Source organism: Anaerosacchariphilus polymeriproducens (assembly GCF_003363435.1).
Taxonomy (GTDB): Bacteria; Bacillota; Clostridia; order Lachnospirales; family Lachnospiraceae; genus Anaerosacchariphilus; species Anaerosacchariphilus polymeriproducens.
In genome coordinates, this window is record NZ_QRCT01000023.1 from 21,773 (window position 1) to 39,275 (window position 17,503).

Annotated in this window: 17 protein-coding genes and 2 tRNA genes; 16 read left to right on the forward strand and 3 right to left on the reverse strand. The window is 27.9% G+C overall.

Translation table 11 applies throughout. The features are described from left to right. The first annotated feature begins 96 nt into the window (after positions 1–96). From DWV06_RS08940 to DWV06_RS08985, 10 genes are all read left to right on the forward strand, one after another. Positions 97–1,095, forward strand: coding sequence for a sensor histidine kinase (locus tag DWV06_RS08940; protein ID WP_115481843.1), 999 nt, complete (start codon positions 97–99; stop codon positions 1,093–1,095). A 12-nt stretch (positions 1,096–1,107) separates the two neighbouring features. Continuing rightward, a complete protein-coding gene (locus DWV06_RS08945; protein WP_115481844.1) occupies positions 1,108–1,752 on the forward strand; it encodes a response regulator in 645 nt (214 codons plus the stop codon). Between the two features lie 238 nt (positions 1,753–1,990). Beyond that, positions 1,991–2,761 carry a ParA family protein gene (locus DWV06_RS08950; protein WP_115481845.1) on the forward strand — a complete coding sequence of 257 codons (771 nt, stop codon included), beginning with the start codon at positions 1,991–1,993 and terminating at the stop codon, positions 2,759–2,761. A 4-nt stretch (positions 2,762–2,765) separates the two neighbouring features. Further along, entirely contained in the window at positions 2,766–3,665 is a 900-nt protein-coding gene (locus DWV06_RS08955) for a ParB/RepB/Spo0J family partition protein (protein WP_115481846.1), read from the forward strand. A gap of 24 nt (positions 3,666–3,689) precedes the next feature. Beyond that, on the forward strand, positions 3,690–4,205 hold the full coding sequence (locus DWV06_RS08960; protein ID WP_115481847.1) for a DUF4446 family protein: 516 nt from the start codon (positions 3,690–3,692) through the stop codon (positions 4,203–4,205). A 33-nt stretch (positions 4,206–4,238) separates the two neighbouring features. Beyond that, the gene (locus DWV06_RS08965; protein WP_115481848.1) at positions 4,239–5,096 is read left to right on the forward strand and encodes an HD-GYP domain-containing protein; all 858 of its coding nucleotides are present in this window, start codon (positions 4,239–4,241) and stop codon (positions 5,094–5,096) included. A 98-nt stretch (positions 5,097–5,194) separates the two neighbouring features. Beyond that, positions 5,195–6,472 (forward strand): serine--tRNA ligase, encoded by a 1,278-nt coding sequence (serS, locus tag DWV06_RS08970; RefSeq protein ID WP_115481849.1) that lies wholly within the window; start codon positions 5,195–5,197, stop codon positions 6,470–6,472. A gap of 79 nt (positions 6,473–6,551) precedes the next feature. Then, a complete protein-coding gene (locus tag DWV06_RS08975) occupies positions 6,552–7,436 on the forward strand; it encodes a DUF3881 family protein (RefSeq protein ID WP_115481850.1) in 885 nt (294 codons plus the stop codon). Positions 7,437–7,505: 69 nt separating this feature from the next. Next, positions 7,506–7,577: transfer RNA gene (locus tag DWV06_RS08980), tRNA-Arg, on the forward strand. A gap of 172 nt (positions 7,578–7,749) precedes the next feature. After that, complete coding sequence (locus DWV06_RS08985) at positions 7,750–8,994, forward strand: hypothetical protein (RefSeq protein WP_115481851.1); 1,245 nt, start codon at positions 7,750–7,752, stop codon at positions 8,992–8,994. A gap of 23 nt (positions 8,995–9,017) precedes the next feature. On the opposite strand, the gene DWV06_RS08990 is transcribed toward DWV06_RS08985, so the two are convergent. After that, the gene (locus tag DWV06_RS08990; protein ID WP_115481852.1) at positions 9,018–10,364 is read right to left on the reverse strand and encodes a D-alanyl-D-alanine carboxypeptidase family protein; all 1,347 of its coding nucleotides are present in this window, start codon (positions 10,362–10,364) and stop codon (positions 9,018–9,020) included. A 166-nt stretch (positions 10,365–10,530) separates the two neighbouring features. Here DWV06_RS08990 and trmB point away from each other — a divergent pair, with 166 nt between their 5' ends. Further along, positions 10,531–11,169 carry a tRNA (guanosine(46)-N7)-methyltransferase TrmB gene (gene trmB / locus DWV06_RS08995; RefSeq protein ID WP_115481853.1) on the forward strand — a complete coding sequence of 213 codons (639 nt, stop codon included), beginning with the start codon at positions 10,531–10,533 and terminating at the stop codon, positions 11,167–11,169. Positions 11,170–11,499: 330 nt separating this feature from the next. Next, positions 11,500–11,572 (forward strand) — tRNA-Lys (locus tag DWV06_RS09005). A gap of 61 nt (positions 11,573–11,633) precedes the next feature. Here DWV06_RS09005 and DWV06_RS09010 read toward each other — a convergent pair. Together DWV06_RS09010 and DWV06_RS09015 are read right to left on the reverse strand one after the other, a co-directional pair. Continuing rightward, positions 11,634–12,383 (reverse strand): alpha/beta fold hydrolase, encoded by a 750-nt coding sequence (locus DWV06_RS09010; protein ID WP_115481855.1) that lies wholly within the window; start codon positions 12,381–12,383, stop codon positions 11,634–11,636. Positions 12,384–12,400: 17 nt separating this feature from the next. Further along, a complete protein-coding gene (locus DWV06_RS09015; RefSeq protein ID WP_235828926.1) occupies positions 12,401–12,760 on the reverse strand; it encodes an acylphosphatase in 360 nt (119 codons plus the stop codon). A 342-nt stretch (positions 12,761–13,102) separates the two neighbouring features. On the opposite strand from DWV06_RS09015, the gene DWV06_RS09020 reads away from it, so the two are divergent. The 4 genes from DWV06_RS09020 to DWV06_RS09035 are packed head-to-tail and all read left to right on the forward strand — an operon-like array spanning position 13,103 to position 17,431. After that, a complete protein-coding gene (locus DWV06_RS09020) occupies positions 13,103–14,068 on the forward strand; it encodes a substrate-binding domain-containing protein (RefSeq protein ID WP_115481856.1) in 966 nt (321 codons plus the stop codon). Positions 14,069–14,094: 26 nt separating this feature from the next. Beyond that, a complete protein-coding gene (locus DWV06_RS09025) occupies positions 14,095–15,411 on the forward strand; it encodes a sensor histidine kinase (protein ID WP_115481857.1) in 1,317 nt (438 codons plus the stop codon). After that, positions 15,411–16,085, forward strand: coding sequence for a response regulator transcription factor (locus DWV06_RS09030; RefSeq protein WP_115481858.1), 675 nt, complete (start codon positions 15,411–15,413; stop codon positions 16,083–16,085). Before DWV06_RS09025 ends, DWV06_RS09030 begins: the two co-directional genes overlap by 1 nt. Beyond that, on the forward strand, positions 16,082–17,431 hold the full coding sequence (locus DWV06_RS09035) for an ABC transporter substrate-binding protein (protein WP_115481859.1): 1,350 nt from the start codon (positions 16,082–16,084) through the stop codon (positions 17,429–17,431). The genes DWV06_RS09030 and DWV06_RS09035 overlap by 4 nt, the downstream gene beginning before the upstream one ends. The last annotated feature ends 72 nt before the right edge of the window (positions 17,432–17,503 follow it).

The window sequence follows — 17,503 nt, forward strand, 5'->3', positions numbered from 1 at the left end:
TGAAGTATTTTTTACTTTCATTATTAATTAAATTAGTATAAAATATAAATATAGTTATGTATAATATAGAACAAGTGTTCTGATAGTGGGGTATTTATGGTTTATGATTTTTTAGAAAAATATAAAGCAGAGTTAATGTTAGAAATAGAAAATAGTACTAAGGAATTAACTGATTTAAATTTGCGATTAAAAGAATCAGTTTATTATTTAAAATCATTAGAAATAGTTAATGATGAAAATTATAAGGCATTTTCTCCAAGAAAAATTGTTAATGAGAATGAAAACAAAATTAATTTTTATAAAAGTGAAATTAAAAGGTATAAGTTTTTAATACAAAAGAAAGTTGAAAAGATAAAGTCTTATGAAAATAAATTGAACGAATTAAGTAGTTTCTTTGAGTTTACAAAAGAAAAACATAAATCTGAAAGTATAAAAACTAAAGAAGAGGAACGTATTAAAATATTAGAAGTACAAGAAGATGAAAGAAAACGTATTGCTAGGGATTTGCATGATACAGTAGTTCAGAATTTAACGCATACCATACATAAAATAGAATTAGCATCTAAATTAGTAGAGATTGATCCAATACGTTCTAAACTAGAATTGTTAAAAATGGAAAGCAATGTACGGGATATTGTAAATGAAATGAGAACTGTAATTTATAATTTACATCCTCTATCAGTTGATGATTTAGAAATTGATGTAGTAGTAGGACATGAATTAAATAGAGTAAAAGAAATATCCGATTTAAATGTTCAATATAAAGTAGAAGGTGATATAGTAAAGGTTTCTCCAGTAGTAAGTATTACATTATTTAGAATTATACAAGAGGCGTGTAATAATATTGTTAAACACGCAAATGCTAATAACGTTAATGTTTTGCTTAAATATTTAGCTAATAGTATTGAAATGAGAATTGATGACGATGGAGCTGGTTTTGATTTTAATACTGGAAATACTTCATATTGTGATAGTAATAAAAGTTTTGGATTAGTTATGATGAAAGAAAGAGTATCTTTGTTGTCAGGCGAGATTAGTATAGAATCATCACTTGGAGAAGGCACATCAATTTTTATAAAAATTCCAAAACAGTAGGGGGAAGAGTTAATGAAAATTAAAGTTATGATAGCAGATGATCATAAAATGGTTCGAGAAGGTATAAAGCAGTTATTGGAGTTAGAAGGAGATATAAAAGTAGTAACTGAGGTAAGCAATGGAATAGAGTGTTTAGAAAAGCTTAAAGAGTTTATACCTGATGTTTTATTGTTAGATATAAATATGCCTAGTATGAATGGGTTAGAAGTTTTAAAAGAATTAAATAGAAAGAAATTTGAAGTGAAAGTGTTACTTTTAACGATTCATAATGAAGTAGAGTATTTAATAAAAGCTTTGGATTTAGGAGTTTATGGCTATGTTTTAAAAGATTCAGGATCTAATATTCTTAAAAAAGCTATATATTCTGTGTATAATAGTAGTAAATATTTTGAACCTTCAATAACTCCATTACTAAATTCAAAATTAGTACAGAGAGATATTGATAAGATTAAACTTGAGTTGTTATCAGATAGAGAAATTGAGGTTTTAACTTTATTAGCACAAGGATTATTAAATAAACAAATTGCTATTAAGTTAGATGTGAGTGAAAGAACAATAAAAAATCACATTTTTAGTATATTTAAAAAAATATCAGTGACTGATAGAACTCAAGCGGCTATATTTGCTATAAGAAATGATTTATATAAAGTAATATGAAGAAGTTCTTGGTTGAACCAAGAACTCTTTTTATTATTACGAATGTTTCACGTGAAACATATTATTTATTTACGAGGATATACTATATATAGATATATGTAAAATTCTATTTACTAGATATATACGTTAATTTAAAAAGCACTAAAAATGTTTCACGTGAAACATTTTTTAGTAGATTATATAGTGAAAAAGTGTTATAATATTTAAAGACAGAAGAATAGAAAGGTGATAAATATATATGGGAAGAGTAATAGCAATTGCTAATCAAAAAGGAGGGGTAGGTAAAACTACTACTGCAATAAATTTATCCGCATGCTTAGCTGAAGTCGGAAAAAAGGTATTAGTAATTGATGTAGATCCTCAAGGAAATACAACTAGTGGTTTAGGAATAGACAAAAATAGTCTAGATAATACAGTTTATGAGTTATTACTTGAAGAATGTACAATAAAAGAAAGTATTGTCAAAACAGATATTAAAAATTTGCATGTTATGCCTTCTAACGTAAATTTAGCAGGTGCAGAAATTGAATTATTGGGTATAAATGAAAAAGAATACATATTAAGAAATGAAGTCGATTGGGTTAAAGATGATTATGATTATATATTAATTGATTGCCCACCATCATTAAATATGTTAACAGTAAATGCAATGACAACAGCTAATACAGTATTAGTTCCAATTCAATGTGAATATTATGCATTAGAAGGTCTAAGTCAATTAATTCATACAATTGATTTGGTAAAAGAAAGACTAAATCCATCTTTAAATATAGAAGGAGTAGTATTCACAATGTATGATGCACGTACAAACTTATCATTACAAGTAGTAGAAAATGTAAAGAAAAACTTAGAACAAACAGTGTATAAAACAATAATTCCTAGAAATATAAGATTAGCTGAGGCACCAAGTCATGGATTGCCAATAAATATTTATGATCCTAAATCTGCTGGGACAGAAAGTTATAGAATGCTAGCAAAAGAAGTTATTGAAAAAAAGAAAGAGGTGTAATTTTATGGCGGCGAAAAGAAGTGGTTTAGGAAAAGGGTTAGATTCTTTAATACCAGATAGTGCACCTAAGGTAAAAGTAAGCGAAGATTCTGATTCGAATAGTGAAAGGAAAAATGAAATTCTTGTTAGTATTAATAAAGTAGAACCAAATAGAGAACAGCCCAGAAAAAATTTTGATGAAGATTCTTTATTAGAACTTTCGGAGTCAATAAAGCAATTTGGGGTATTACAACCTTTACTTGTACAAAAGAGAGATGGATATTATGAAATAATTGCAGGAGAAAGGAGATGGAGAGCTTCTAAATTAGCAGGTTTAAAAGAAATACCAGTAATTATTAAGGATTATACTGATCAAGAAATAGTAGAAATATCTCTGATAGAAAATATACAACGTGAAGATTTAAATCCTATCGAAGAAGCTTTAGCTTATAAAAGACTTTTAACTGAGTTTGAGTTAAAACAGGATGAAGTAGCAGAAAGAGTTTCGAAGAGTAGAACTGCTGTAACAAATTCGATGAGGTTACTTAAGTTAGATGATAGAGTTCAAAAGATGGTAATAGATGATATGATTAGTACAGGCCACGCCAGAGCTTTGTTAGCGTTACAAGATAATGAACTTCAATATACTACTGCAACTAAAATATTTGATGAAAAACTTAGTGTTAGAGAGACAGAAAAGTTAGTTAAAAAAATGCAGAAACCTAAAATTGAAGAAAAAAGAGAAAAAGAAGAAAAGTACGATTTTATATATAAAAACCTTGAAGATAGCCTTAAGTCAATTGTTGGTACGAAAGTATCAATAAATCAAAAAAGTAATGGACAAGGGAAAATCGAGATAGAATACTATTCTAATGAAGATTTGGAAAGAATAGTTGATCTAATTAAAACAACACAGTTAGTTTAAATTTTATATGAGGATGGTAGGAAAATGAATAGTGAATTATTAAATACAATAGGAATAGATCCAGGATATTTTATAGTAGGACTTATAATAGCAGTAATGCTAATGTTTCTTTTAATAGTAATTTCTATGGTAAAATTAAGAAAATTAAATAAAAAGTATAATTCGTTTATGAAAGGTAAAGATGCAAAATCCCTAGAAGACATAATTATTAAAAAGTTAGAACAAATTGAAAAATTAGTTTTATCTGATAAAAAAAATAGAAAAGAAATAAAATTAATTAAAGAAAATTTAGAAATCAGCTATCAAAAATTAGGAATAGTGAAGTATGATGCATTTAATGAAATGGGAGGAAAACTTAGCTTTGCACTTGCGTTATTAGATAAAAAGCATAATGGTTTTTTAATTAATGCAGTTCATAGCAGAAGTGGGTGTTATACTTATATAAAAGAAATAGTAGAAGGTAAATCATATATTGTATTGGCAGAAGAAGAAAAAGTAGCTTTAGATAAAGCTATTAATCCACAAAATTATAGTGAATAAAGTTATGTAAACCTAAAGGTTTTGAGGTGATTCATGAAAACTGTTAAAGTATCATCACTAATAGGCGGAGAAATCGTAGCGGAAGATATAATTCTAGGTAATACTGTCTTAATTCCTAAAAATACGATTTTAAATATTGAATATATAAAAAGTATTGAAGAATTAGGGGTTGAAAAAGTATACATAGAAAGTACTGATAATGATGTAGTTGAGAATTATTTATTGGATATCATTACGAAAGAAAGTATGAAAGAAAAAATAAGAAATACTCTTGAAGAGCATATGTATAAGAATTCTTTGAATTTAGATAGATTAGTATATGTAGCTAATAAAATTATTGATTATTTAAGATATAAAATAAAAAATGAAAAACTAAAATATACTATAATAGAGCATAATGCTGATTTGTATGAACATACAATTCAAGTTTGTGCTATTGCAGTTAGTATAGCAATAAAATTAGATTTAAATGAAAGAGAAATATATAATATTGCTATAGGAAGTTTACTACACGATATAGGCCTTAGATATACTACAGTTAATTACAAAAATTGTATAATTGATAACTTATCACCTAATGATATATTTGAATATAAAAAGCATACAATATATGGATATATAGCTTTAGAGGAGATAGAAGAAATTGAATCTGAAGTCAGAAATCTAATATTGTTTCATCATGAAAAACTTGACGGTTCGGGTTTTCCTTTAAAATATAAAGATTTAGATATTAGTCAAAGAATATTATCTGTTTGTGATGCATTTGAAAGCAATATTTCCGGTATGGGATGTATAAGAAAATCTAAGGAGGAAACAATGACTTTGTTAGATAGTGTATCAGGTAAAGAATATGACAATAATATTATAATTTTAATTAAGGAACTATTTTAATAATAAATTAATGAGTATTTGCAAAATGGAAAATACTATTATATAATGAAAAATAAGAAAAAAACGTACTTATGCATAAATGCTTGGAGGAATAAAAAATGTTGGATATAAAATTACTTAGAAATGAGTTTGATAAAGTTCAAAAAGCACTTGCTACAAGAAATGAGGATTTTGATTTGAATAAATTCAAATCACTAGATGAAAAAAGAAGAGAATTGTTAGCAGAAGTGGAGTTATTGAAGGCGGAGCAAAACACAGTTTCTAAAAAAATTCCATTAATGAAGAAAGAAGGAAAAGATGTATCTGGAATACTGGAAGAAATGAAAGTATTATCTGAAAAAGTAAAAGTATTAAGTGGAAAAGTTAATGAAGTTGAAAAAGAGTTAAATGATTATTTATTAACAATTCCAAATATTCCCAATGAAACAGTACCAAAAGGTAATACGGATGAAGATAATGTGGAAATAAGAAAGTTTGGTGAACCAACTAAATTTAGTTTTGAACCAAAACCACATTGGGATTTAGGAAATGATCTGGGTATATTAGATCCTGAAACAGCTGCTAAAATCTCTGGTTCAAGATTTACTGTTTACCGAAGCTATGGTGCTAGGTTAGAAAGAGCTATTACTAACTTCTTTTTAGATATTCATACAGACAAGCATCAATATATAGAAGTATTTCCACCATTTATGGTTAGTAGAGAAAGTATGACAGGAACAGGACAATTACCTAAATTCGAAGAGGATGCTTATAAAGTTTTAGGAGATGGGAAAGAATATTTTCTCGTTCCAACAGCAGAGGTACCTGTTACTAATATGTACAGGGAACAAATATTAGATGGAGCGCAATTACCAATTAAACACTGTGCCTATACTGCGTGTTTTAGAGCAGAAGCAGGTTCTGCAGGAAGAGATCAAAGAGGATTAATTCGTCAACATCAATTTAATAAAGTTGAGTTAGTTAAATTTACAAAACCGGAAGATTCCTATGAAGAATTAGAAAAACTTACAAAAGATGCTGAAGAAGTATTACAGTTGTTAAAATTACCTTATCGCGTAGTGAAAATATGTGTAGGTGATTTAGGATTTACTGCTGCTATGAAGTACGATATAGAAGTATGGATGCCAAGTTATAACCGATATGTAGAAATCTCAAGTTGTTCTAATTTTGAGGAATTTCAAGCAAGAAGAGCAAATATTAAATATAAAGATAATATAAAAGATAAAGCAAAATTCGTTCATACATTAAATGGAAGTGGTGTAGCAGTAGGACGTACAACAGCTGCGATTTTAGAGAATTATCAACAAGAAGATGGTACAATTAAAATACCTGATGTGTTAGTTCCATATATGGGTGGAATTACTGAAATTAAATAGGGTATATTTATTCGATACCTGTGATTTATTAATATTCACAGGTAATAAGAATAAACTATAGAGAAAAGAGGTGTTCTTCATGCATAGCTATTTAAGAGCGATTGGATTTAGCAATATAAAGAAAACAAAAGATATGGAAGAAATTATAAAACTAGTACTAAGTGATTCAACTCAGAAAAAGATGGTAGAAATTAGTGATGAACACACATTTTTTGAAGTAAGTAAAGAATTCTCAGAATTAATGGGAGTTGCAATTCGTGGTGAATTTAACGAAAATAATGAGTTTATGACAGAGTATTATTTTCCTTATTTTGAAGGAACAGGTATTACAACTTACGAAGATGTAGATATTGAAAAACATGCTGAAAAGGAGTCATATGCAGGAATTTGTGATGATGTAAAAGTTGGAGTAAGTTTAATTTTCTATTTACAGAATGTTGCAGATTATTTAAAAGAATTAAGATTGTCTTCAGTTCAAAATAAAAGGTTATCAGTTACGTTATCAGGTTTATCTCTTTCAGGTAAAATAATACTACCAGTAAATAAGAATGAAAAGCAAATTAAGGATAAAAAGAAAATAACTACTTATCGTAATAAGTTAATTGCAGCGGCTCGCGATGGCGACGAAGAAGCAATAGAAAACTTAACATTAGAAGATATTGATACGTATACTATGATTTCAAAAAGAATAATGAATGAAGATATTTTGACACTTGTAGATACATATTTTATGCCATATGGAGTAGAAAGCGATCAATACTCCGTACTCGGTGAAATTATGGATTTCTCATTTGTTATTAATCATTTTACAAAAGAAGAAGTTTGTTTGATGACAATTGAATGTAATGAATTGGTGTTTGATGTATGTATAAATAAAAAAGATTTACTCGGTGAACCATCTATTGGAAGAAGATTTAAAGGTAATATTTGGTTACAAGGAAAAATTAATTTTAATAATTTATGAAAAATAGTCGATAAAAAAAAAAATCAAGCGTTGATTTTAGTATAATATATATGTTAAAATATATGAGTTGCTTCTATAGTTAAATGGATATAACATGCCCCTCCTAAGGGCAAATTGTAGGTTCGATTCCTACTAGGAGCATTGTTGAATTGGTAAATTGTCAGATTTTTACTTTAAGTGAATAATAATTTTTAATTAGTGCAAAAAAAGCAAGATTTTAATTAAAAAATCTTGCTTTTCTATTTACCCAATTTTATGTTTATGATAAAATATTATTATGTAAGCACTTATTTTATATTATTGGGGGATTATTATGAAAAAAAATAAAAAAAAGACAGATGAAAAAGAACAATATAGATTAAGGTCGAATAGTAGTGCAAAAATTAAAATAATATTTTCTAGTATAGCTTTAATTTTAACAATGTTTTATGAATTATTCTATATTATTAACTATAATCAACATTATGAACCAATTATAATAATATCTTTTATAATTGTTATTTTAATGTATATTTTAGTAAGTACTATATTAAATGAAAAAGAAATAATAGAAAGGGAACATATAAAGCAATATGAAGATCTTTTTAAGTCAGAAAAAGCTTCATTTTTACTAATTAGAAGAAATTTTGAAAAATTTAATGAAAAACTTGATCAAATCGATAAAAGAGTTGGATTACCTAATACTGAGTTTTTAGAAATACAAAAAAGATTAACTAAAATTATATTAGCAAAAAATATAGAGAATACAAAAACACTACAAAATGAGATTCAGAACAGTATGAAAGATATTAGTTCTAAATTGGATAGTTTTATAACCAATGATAAAGATTATGAAACTGTAATAAATAATGTTAAAGATTCAATAGTAACTAAAATTGAATTATTATTAAACGAAAATAATAAAGATTTCGCATCACAATTATCTTTATTTAATAAAGATTTTAGTATTAAACAGCAGCAAATGATAAGTCAGACAGATACGTTAATGGAACAAGAGAAAGAGATTATTGGTTATATAGATGGTTTAGGTCAGGCTTTAGGCGAGTTAAATTTAACAGTCCCCTCAAAAAGTACTGTTGAGTCTAAGCATAATTTATATAATGATGATGAATTAAAAGAATCACTTGTTTCTAAAGATAATAATTTTGATTTAGGTGAAGAACTATTAATAGAAGAACCAAAAGAGATTGAAACTGAAGAAATTGAAATTCATAATTTAGAAGAATCAAAAAAAAATGATAATGAAGAAATTAAAATTCATAATTTAGAAGAACCAAAAGAAAATGATAATGAAGAAATTAAAGTTAACGAAATAGAGGAAACTACAAAAGATGTAAATGCAGATCCTAATAAAATGTTAAATGCAGATGAAATAGCAGCAATGTTTGCTAGTGTAAATATTGATAAAGAATCAGAAGAAGATTCAAAAGAAAGTTCAATCGAAGAACAAAAGGAAGAAGAAATAAAGGAAACACCAATAATAGAAGTAAGTGGAGATCCAAATAAGCAGTTAAGTGCAGATGAAATAGCAGCATTGTTTGCAAGTGTTGGAAGATAAAAAGTAGCCTTCAAGGCTACTTTTTATCTATGTCTTCTTCTTTTATTATATTTTCTACGACGCCTTCTTCTTAGCTTTGGTAAATTACAGATATATATGATAATTAGTAGGATAAGTATAATAATAATAAAGAAAAATACTAATTTTAATATTTTAAATATATTTATTTTTAACGAGCTGCTTTTTGTTTTATTGCTTTTAAGATTACTATCTGAATCGAAGTTAAAATTGTCTTTCTTTGACTTTTCCACAAGTTTGACAGTGGTACTTCCTACAAAATGTTTATTATAATGATAGGATAACGTAGCTAACACATCAGCATCTTTATTGTTATAGTTTAATGACGGTATTGCATCTGCAAATTTAGATGATTTAGGAAGTACTACGCAATCATTTTCATTTAAAGAGATGAAAGTTTCATAGTCACCAAAAATACTATTACTATTGGAAGTTGTATTCTGTGGGTTATTTGTAAAATTTGTTTCATTTTCTGCAATATTATATTTTTCAAAATTTTCAAATGCATAATCAAATAATGCTTTTGTATCCTCGTAGTGTTGGGTACCTGACGTTTTCATTACTACACAGATAAGTTCTAAATCTCCGCGTTTAGCAAAAGTAACTAAAGTGGCTCCGGCAACAGTAGTGTAACCGGTTTTACCTCCTTCACAACCATCATAATGAAGTGCTTCTTGTAACATTTTATGGTGATTATTAAGGTAATAACATTCATCATTCTTGTTTGTTTGTGGTAATGTATATCTTTTTGTACCTATAATTGTTTTAAATGTATTATTACTTATAGCAGCTTTCGCAATTAATGCCATATCATAAGCAGAAGTATAATGATTTTCATCTGGTAGGCCATGTGGATTATTAAAATGAGTATTTTTACATCCAAGTTCTTTTGCTTTAGCATTCATTATTTTTGCAAAACCTTCATTGGAACCACCAATATGCTCAGCTACTGCAGCTGATACTTCGTTTGCAGACTCTAACATTATGGCATATAAACATTGTTCCATTGTAAGCTGTTCTCCTACATCACGTGCTATATGACTGCTATTTCGTTCTATCCCAAATACTGCTTCTTTAGAAAAAGTAACAGTTTCATCCATAGAGCACTTTTCTATAGCTAAAAGAGTAGTCATTATCTTGGTTATACTTGCAGGATATTGCTGTTTATCAATATTTTTTTCATAAAGTATAGCGCCTGTAGAAGCTTCCATTATAATTGCAGAGTCTGAGCTAACATTAGGACCTGATGGCCAGTTATCAATTTTTTTTTCGCTGGCATAACAATTTATTGTTAAGTTTAAGCATAAAAATAGCGAAATAAAAATAGCTGTAATACTATATATACGTTTCATCGAAATCTCCTTTTAATGTTTTGGTAAAGTTTCCTTTATTTATAGTATATTATTTGTAATAATTTATCAATACATTTATTTATTTAAATAAAGAAATAGAAAAGCTTTTCATTTTTTAATGATTGTTGTAAAATAAATAGGGAATTTATTGAAAAGGAGAAGTTTTATGAGATTAAGAAACATCCCTGGAGCAGAAGAAGTTATAAATAATTGTCAAGATGTTATTCAAAACCCTGAGCAATATAAAGGAAATTGGAAAGAAGTTTTTGATAATCAGAATCCAATTTTTATTGAAATAGGGATGGGTAAAGGTCAATTTTTAATGAAAATGGCTGAATTGAATCCAAAAATAAACTATATAGGGATAGAAAAATATACAAGTGTTATGTTAAGAGCAGTTCAAAAGTTGAATGAATTGGAGGTTACTAATCTAAAATTAATCTGTATGGATGCAGAAGAGATTATGAATGTATTTGGAATGGAGGAAATAAATAATATTTATCTAAATTTCTCTGATCCATGGCCAAAAGATAGACATGCTAAAAGAAGACTGACATCAAAGGAATTTTTAGATCGCTATGATAAAGTTTTGCACAAAGGTGGTAAAATTGAGTTTAAGACGGATAATAGAAATTTATTTGAGTTTTCGTTAGAAGAGATAAAACAATCAAGTTGGAAATTAGAAGCTTATACGTTTGATTTACACAATGATGAAATATTGAATTTTGGAAATATTATGACAGAATATGAAGAAAAATTTTCTTCTGAAGGTAATCCCATTCATAAATTAATTGCTTATCGATAAAGGGACTATTTTAATTTTTTATCATATTATATTAAAAAGAAACAAGGATAAATTTATGAATTTAGAGAAGAAAAAGATTCTACGTAAAATTTCAATCTTTGCTTATGACAAAAAAAATTTTAATAAACGATTGGTTAAGACGAAAAAGTCAATAGATGAAATTAAAAAATTATTTTGATAATTAGGTCAATTTCTTTTTTGACCTAATTATTTAAGTATGATCCGTTGACAAATAAAAAAATATAAAATAAAAATGAAAAATTCGTAGAAAAATGCTTGCATTTTTAAAAAAAGTGTTATATAATTTTATCCGTTACAGGTTTTAAATAAGCGCTTCTAGCTCATTTGGTAGAGCACCTGACTCTTAATCAGGGTGTGCAGGGTTCGAGCCCCTGGAGGCGCATTACAAAGTATCAGCATTGAAAACGCAGGAGTTTCGGTGTTGGTGCTTTTTTTTGCTTTACTTAATTATTTTTAAAGAACTTCTTTAAAAGTGAAACATAATCTCTAGAATGTACTAAACTGATTTCACCATGGCTCATAGAGTTGGCGATGTATAGTTCACTTCCTACAACAGTTTCATGAAGTAGTTTTGCTGACTTTTTCATTATATTTAATTCCTTTGAACCGACAATGATCAAAACTTTAGCTTCTGTTTTAGAAATTAAATTATTTAAATTATAATTTCCATTGCTTAAAGTAATATTAATTAATGATTGTTTGGAAATTTGTAAACTATCTTTATAATAGCGATCAAATAATTCTTCTGGTACACACAATGACTTTGCCTGCAATTTTGAAAACCACTTCTTTTTTATTAAACCATATAATAATTTAAACATTGGAACAGTCATAACTGCTGTACCTTTTATAGGATATACCAATGCACTTTCAATAATAGCAAACTTCGTTATATCTTTGCGGATTGAAAGTATTTGTGTAACAATTTGTGCCCCAAGTGATAATCCACCTATTGCATATACTTGACCACTATAGTTTTGGTCAATATAGGAAATTAATGTATTTGCTGATTCTTGAATACTTATAAAAGTGTTATCTCCATCTTCACCATGTCCATCAATAATGGGAAGAACAATGTGATATTCATGTTCCAATTCATCAACAACATTTTGAAGAGACCACCAAGACAACCCGCCTCCATGAAGAAGTATTATAGTTGGTAAACGTTTGTTACCAAATTCTTTAAATTTCATTTTTTCCTCCTAGTTATTTATCTTATTATAAAACTGACCTCGTCCTCTACAAGTGGCAGATCATTGATCGTATAATTTGTGATTTCAATACGCCTGACTTGATATAAACATGTAATCAGAAAATCAATTTTTTCCTGAGTACCTTGCAACTCGACAAAAACAGTTCCATCATAAAGGTTTATTGCTTTTCCTGTTAGTCCAAGTTTCTCAGCTAATAATTTAGTTTCCATTCTAAAACCTACATTTTGAACTTGACCTTCAAAACTTATACTTTTTCTAATTATTTTAGTTTCAGAAAAAATAGGTAAATTAATTGTTTCTGACTTTCCTATTAAAAGAAAATCTTTAAATTTTCCCCAAAACATTTTAATACTCATATTAACTCACCCTTTATAATTTTTAGGTTTTATCTATGTATTATATTATGGCATATTGACTGATAATATCAAGACTATTAGACAATCCTTAATTTTTTTTTAACGTAATAAATAAATCTGATTATTACTATACAAATTTTAATAATTCTATATAATCATATATGGATGGTAGTATTTTTTATTTAGCAAATTTGAGTAAATAGAAATTAATTTAAGAGTAAAAGTAACAAAACAAGACAATTTCTATGATTTAATGACATTTGTAATATGACATTGGTTAGTTGATATGACAGTTTTCATAAGCTATAATAAGGTAAATTTTGCGAGGTAAAGATAAAAACTATGAATAAGAAACAAATTTGGATTTGTATCATTTGGTTCAATGTAATAATGATAATTTGCGGTATCAATTTCTTTTTGTTAGATAAGGATTTTTCTGCCGGTCAAATTGAAGATAACTTAAAAATAGGGGCTTGTTATACAAATATGAAAAATTCTTATTTTGAGGTATTAAATAATGAAATAAGCTCCGTAATAGAAGAACATGGGGATATTTTAATTACAAGAGATGCATCTATGGATCCAGATAAGCAAAACGAGCAAATAATGAAACTAATTGAATTAGGAGTAAAAGGTATTTTTGTAACACCTGTAAACTGGAAAAAAATTGAACCTGTTTTAAAATCAGCTCGAGAAAAGGGTGTTATTATAGTTGCAGTAGATTCATCTGTATTTCATGAGGAATTAGTAGATTGTAGTGTGACATCAGATAATTATGGTGCAGGAAAACAAGTTGCTAATTATATAATGAGTCAGGTCAAAGAAGCAAAAATTGTATTGATTAAGCAAGAAAGTCTTCAATCTTCACAAGAGAGGATAAAAGGTTTTAAAGATGGAATTGTTAATATGAAAGAATATCAGATAATGGAAGAAAAAGAATGTAGTGGACAAGTGAAAAATGCAATGAAATCAATACAGGAAGTTTTTAATAAAGGGATTCAATTTGATTATGTCTTTGCTATTAATGATCCTTTTGCGATAGGAGCAATCGCTATTTTAGAAAAACTTGGCGTAGAATCTAATATAAAAGTTATTGGAATGGATGGTAGTCCTGCTGGTAAAAGTATGGTGAAAAAGGAGAAAATGCTGGCGACAGCTGCACAGTATCCGACTGAAATTGGAAGCAAAGCAGTAGAGTCAATGTATCATTTACTGATGGGACAAAAATGTGAGAAAAAGATTTTGGTTCCTGTAAAATTAATTACTAATTGTACAATCGATAGCTATAATACATATAAGTGGCAATAATCTACGAATGGAAAAGGGGACAGTAGATGTCAGATAATCAAACTTTGTCATATATAAGAACTATAATGAAGAACTTAAATGTACTAATTATATTGCTTATATCGTTAGTTATTATGTTTACTACCTATAAAATAACAGATTCTTATGTATCAAGTGAGTTTTGGGACAAAATAAGAGTAGTTCCGATGGAACCTTGGAAAGTTCCTATCATTTCAATATTCTCATTTCTTTTTCTATTATTTCTGATGAACAAAAAAGAAGAAAAAATTGAAAAGGATTTCTATTTCTTTTTCTATGGTACAATGGAAATTCTATTATGTTTAAATATTATGTATGTTTTAAATTTTAATTATAATAGTATTATTCTACTGGTAATAGCAGACTTACTAGTCTGTTGGAAAAATTCAAAGTTAAGAATTTCATTTTTTATAATTTTATTTATGTTGTATGTAATAACTGATTTTACTTTAATTTCTAATAATATATCGGTAATACCTTTAGATACATATTTAACTTATTACAATTCGGATGTAAGAACAACGATTATTACAATAAAAAGTATATTAAATTCGTTTAATAACTTGTTATTTATGTTTTATATGGTCTGGGTAATACGAGTTCAAATTTTAGAAAATGAGAGAATACTTCTTTTGAACAGTAGACTTGATAAAGCAAATGAAAAATTACAAAAAGCAAATGACCAGTTAGAGATATATGCAAAAATTACAGATAAGATGGCAGAAACAAGGGAAAGAAATAGGCTTGCGAGAGAAATACATGATACATTAGGACATGCTTTAACAGGTATTATTGCCGGAATTGATGCTTGTATTACATTAATTAATTATTCTCCTGTAAAGACAAAAGAACAGCTTCAAACAATTGGAAATGTTGCACGTAATGGAATTAAGGATGTCAGAAGGTCTGTTAATGCATTACGTCCGGATGCATTAGAGAGTTTAAAGTTAGAAGATGCACTTAATCAAGTGATATCTGAAATGCAAGTTGTTACAAATGCAAAGATTACTTTTGAAAATAAGATAGGTGAATTGAACTTTGATGAAGATGAAGAAGATGCAATATATAGAATTGTTCAAGAAAGTGTTACGAATTCTATAAGGCATGGAAAGGCAACAGAAATTAAGATAAGTTTATTTAGTGATTTAAATATTGTTATTATAAAAATTAAAGATAATGGAGTTGGATGTAAAGATATACAAAAGGGATTTGGTCTTAGGCATATGGCAGAGCGGATTAGTATGTTAAATGGGAAATTACAATGTGATGGAAATAATGGATTTACAATTATAGCAAAAATACCAACTCGATGGAGGAAAAAATAATGATTAAAGTTTTAATTGCGGATGATCAAGAATTAATACGTCAAAGTCTTCAAATTGTATTGGGAAGTCAAAAAGATATTCAGGTAACAGATGCAGTGAGTAACGGTCGTCAAGTAGTCAGATCTGTTAGGGAAAAAAAACCAGATGTGATATTAATGGATATTCGTATGCCTGAGATGGACGGGGTACACTGTACAAAAGTAATTAAGGATAATTATCCAGATATAAAAATTATTATATTGACTACATTTGATGATGATGAGTATGTTTTTAATGCATTGAGAGATGGTGCCAGTGGGTATTTATTAAAGGGTATTTCTATGGAAGAACTTATTGATGCAATACATAAAGTAAATAGTGGTAGCGCAATGATTAATTCAGACATTGCTTCCAAAGTCGTTCACTTATTTTCACAAATGGCACAAAGTAATTTAGCAATTCAGGTAAAAAAAGAGGGTGTCGAAGATATAGGTAAAACTGAATGGAAAGTAATTCAATTAATAGGTTGTGGTTTATCAAATAAGGAGATTTCTGCTAAATTGAGTCTATCAGAGGGGACTGTCCGAAATTATATCAGTATTATATTGAATAAGTTAAATCTGAGAGATCGGACTCAATTAGCTATATGGGCGGTACAAACTGAAGTCGTGAAAGAGAAGTTGGTAAATGAATGATGGCAAGGTCAATTAAGAAAAATTTAGTTTTTGCTGAAATTATTTTTATAGGAATGGCAGCCTTTATATTCTGTTGGAAGAAAACGAAACAAGTAAAAGTTATTACATTTGGAATGTTTATAGACAATAGCTGGGATTCATCTGATAATAATTCAACAAAAGTAATTGAACATGCGATTAAAAAATTTGAAAAAGAACACCCAGGAGTTCGCGTGAAGTATGAGAGTGGAATTTGTAAGAATGACTATTCAGAATGGCTTACCGGATGTTTTTTAAAAGGAACAGAACCGGATGTTTTTTTTATAAGTAAAGATGATTTTAATGCCTTATCTTCAAAAGGTGCTTTATTAAATATTGACAAGCTAATTAATAAAGATAGGAAGTTTAAAAAGAATGCGTATTATAACTCATTACTAGAATCAGGTCAGTATAAAAAAAAGCAATATGCAATTCCTTATTCCTGTATTCCATTATTAATGTGTGTTAACAAAACGTTATTAGAAAGAGAAGGTGTTGAAATACCAGACAATGATTGGACATGGGGAGATTTTCACCAAATTTGCAGAAAAGTAACAAAAGATAAAGATAGAAATGGTATAGTCGATCAATTTGGTGTTTATAACTATACCTGGAAAGATGCAGCATACTCCAACGGAGCGTTATTATTTAATGAAGAAGGAACTAATAATTATGTAAGTGCACGTAATGTTGTCAATGCAGTAAACTTTGTATATAAAATTAATTCTCTAACAGATGGATATAATGTATCAGAAAAAGATTTTGAAAAAGGAAATGTTGCATTTTCTCCAATGTTTTTGTCTGATTATAGAACTTATAAGACTTATCCAGGAAAAGTTGTGAAATATACAAATTTTGAGTGGACTTGTATCTCTATGCCAGCAGGCCCGGAAGGAGATAATATATCAGAGATAAATACTTTATTGGCTGGTATAAGTGCAAGGACACAAGAAAAGAAATTAGCATGGGAGTTTTTGAAAGTATTAATTTACGATAAGGAAATACAAACGGAAGTTTCTGTATATTCAAAAGGTATTTCTGCTATTAAAGATATTGTTGAATCCGAAAAAACTTATCGATTACTAGAAAGGGAGAATCAAGTCCATGTTAAAATTCAATTGTTGACGGATGTTATGAGAAAAGGTGTTACCATACCTAAGTTTGAAAATTATGATGAAGTTTTTGTAATGATGAATGAGGGTGTTATGGCAGCAATGAATAGTGACAAGAATATAAATGTATCTTTAATTACATTACAGGCATATATAAAGAATTATATGAAAAATGGAGGGTATAATTCTGTAAATGAAAGAAAATTAATAGAGTAATAACTATAATAAAGATGATAAATGTCATATTAGGTATGACAAATGCAAGTGATTTGATATGACACATTACAG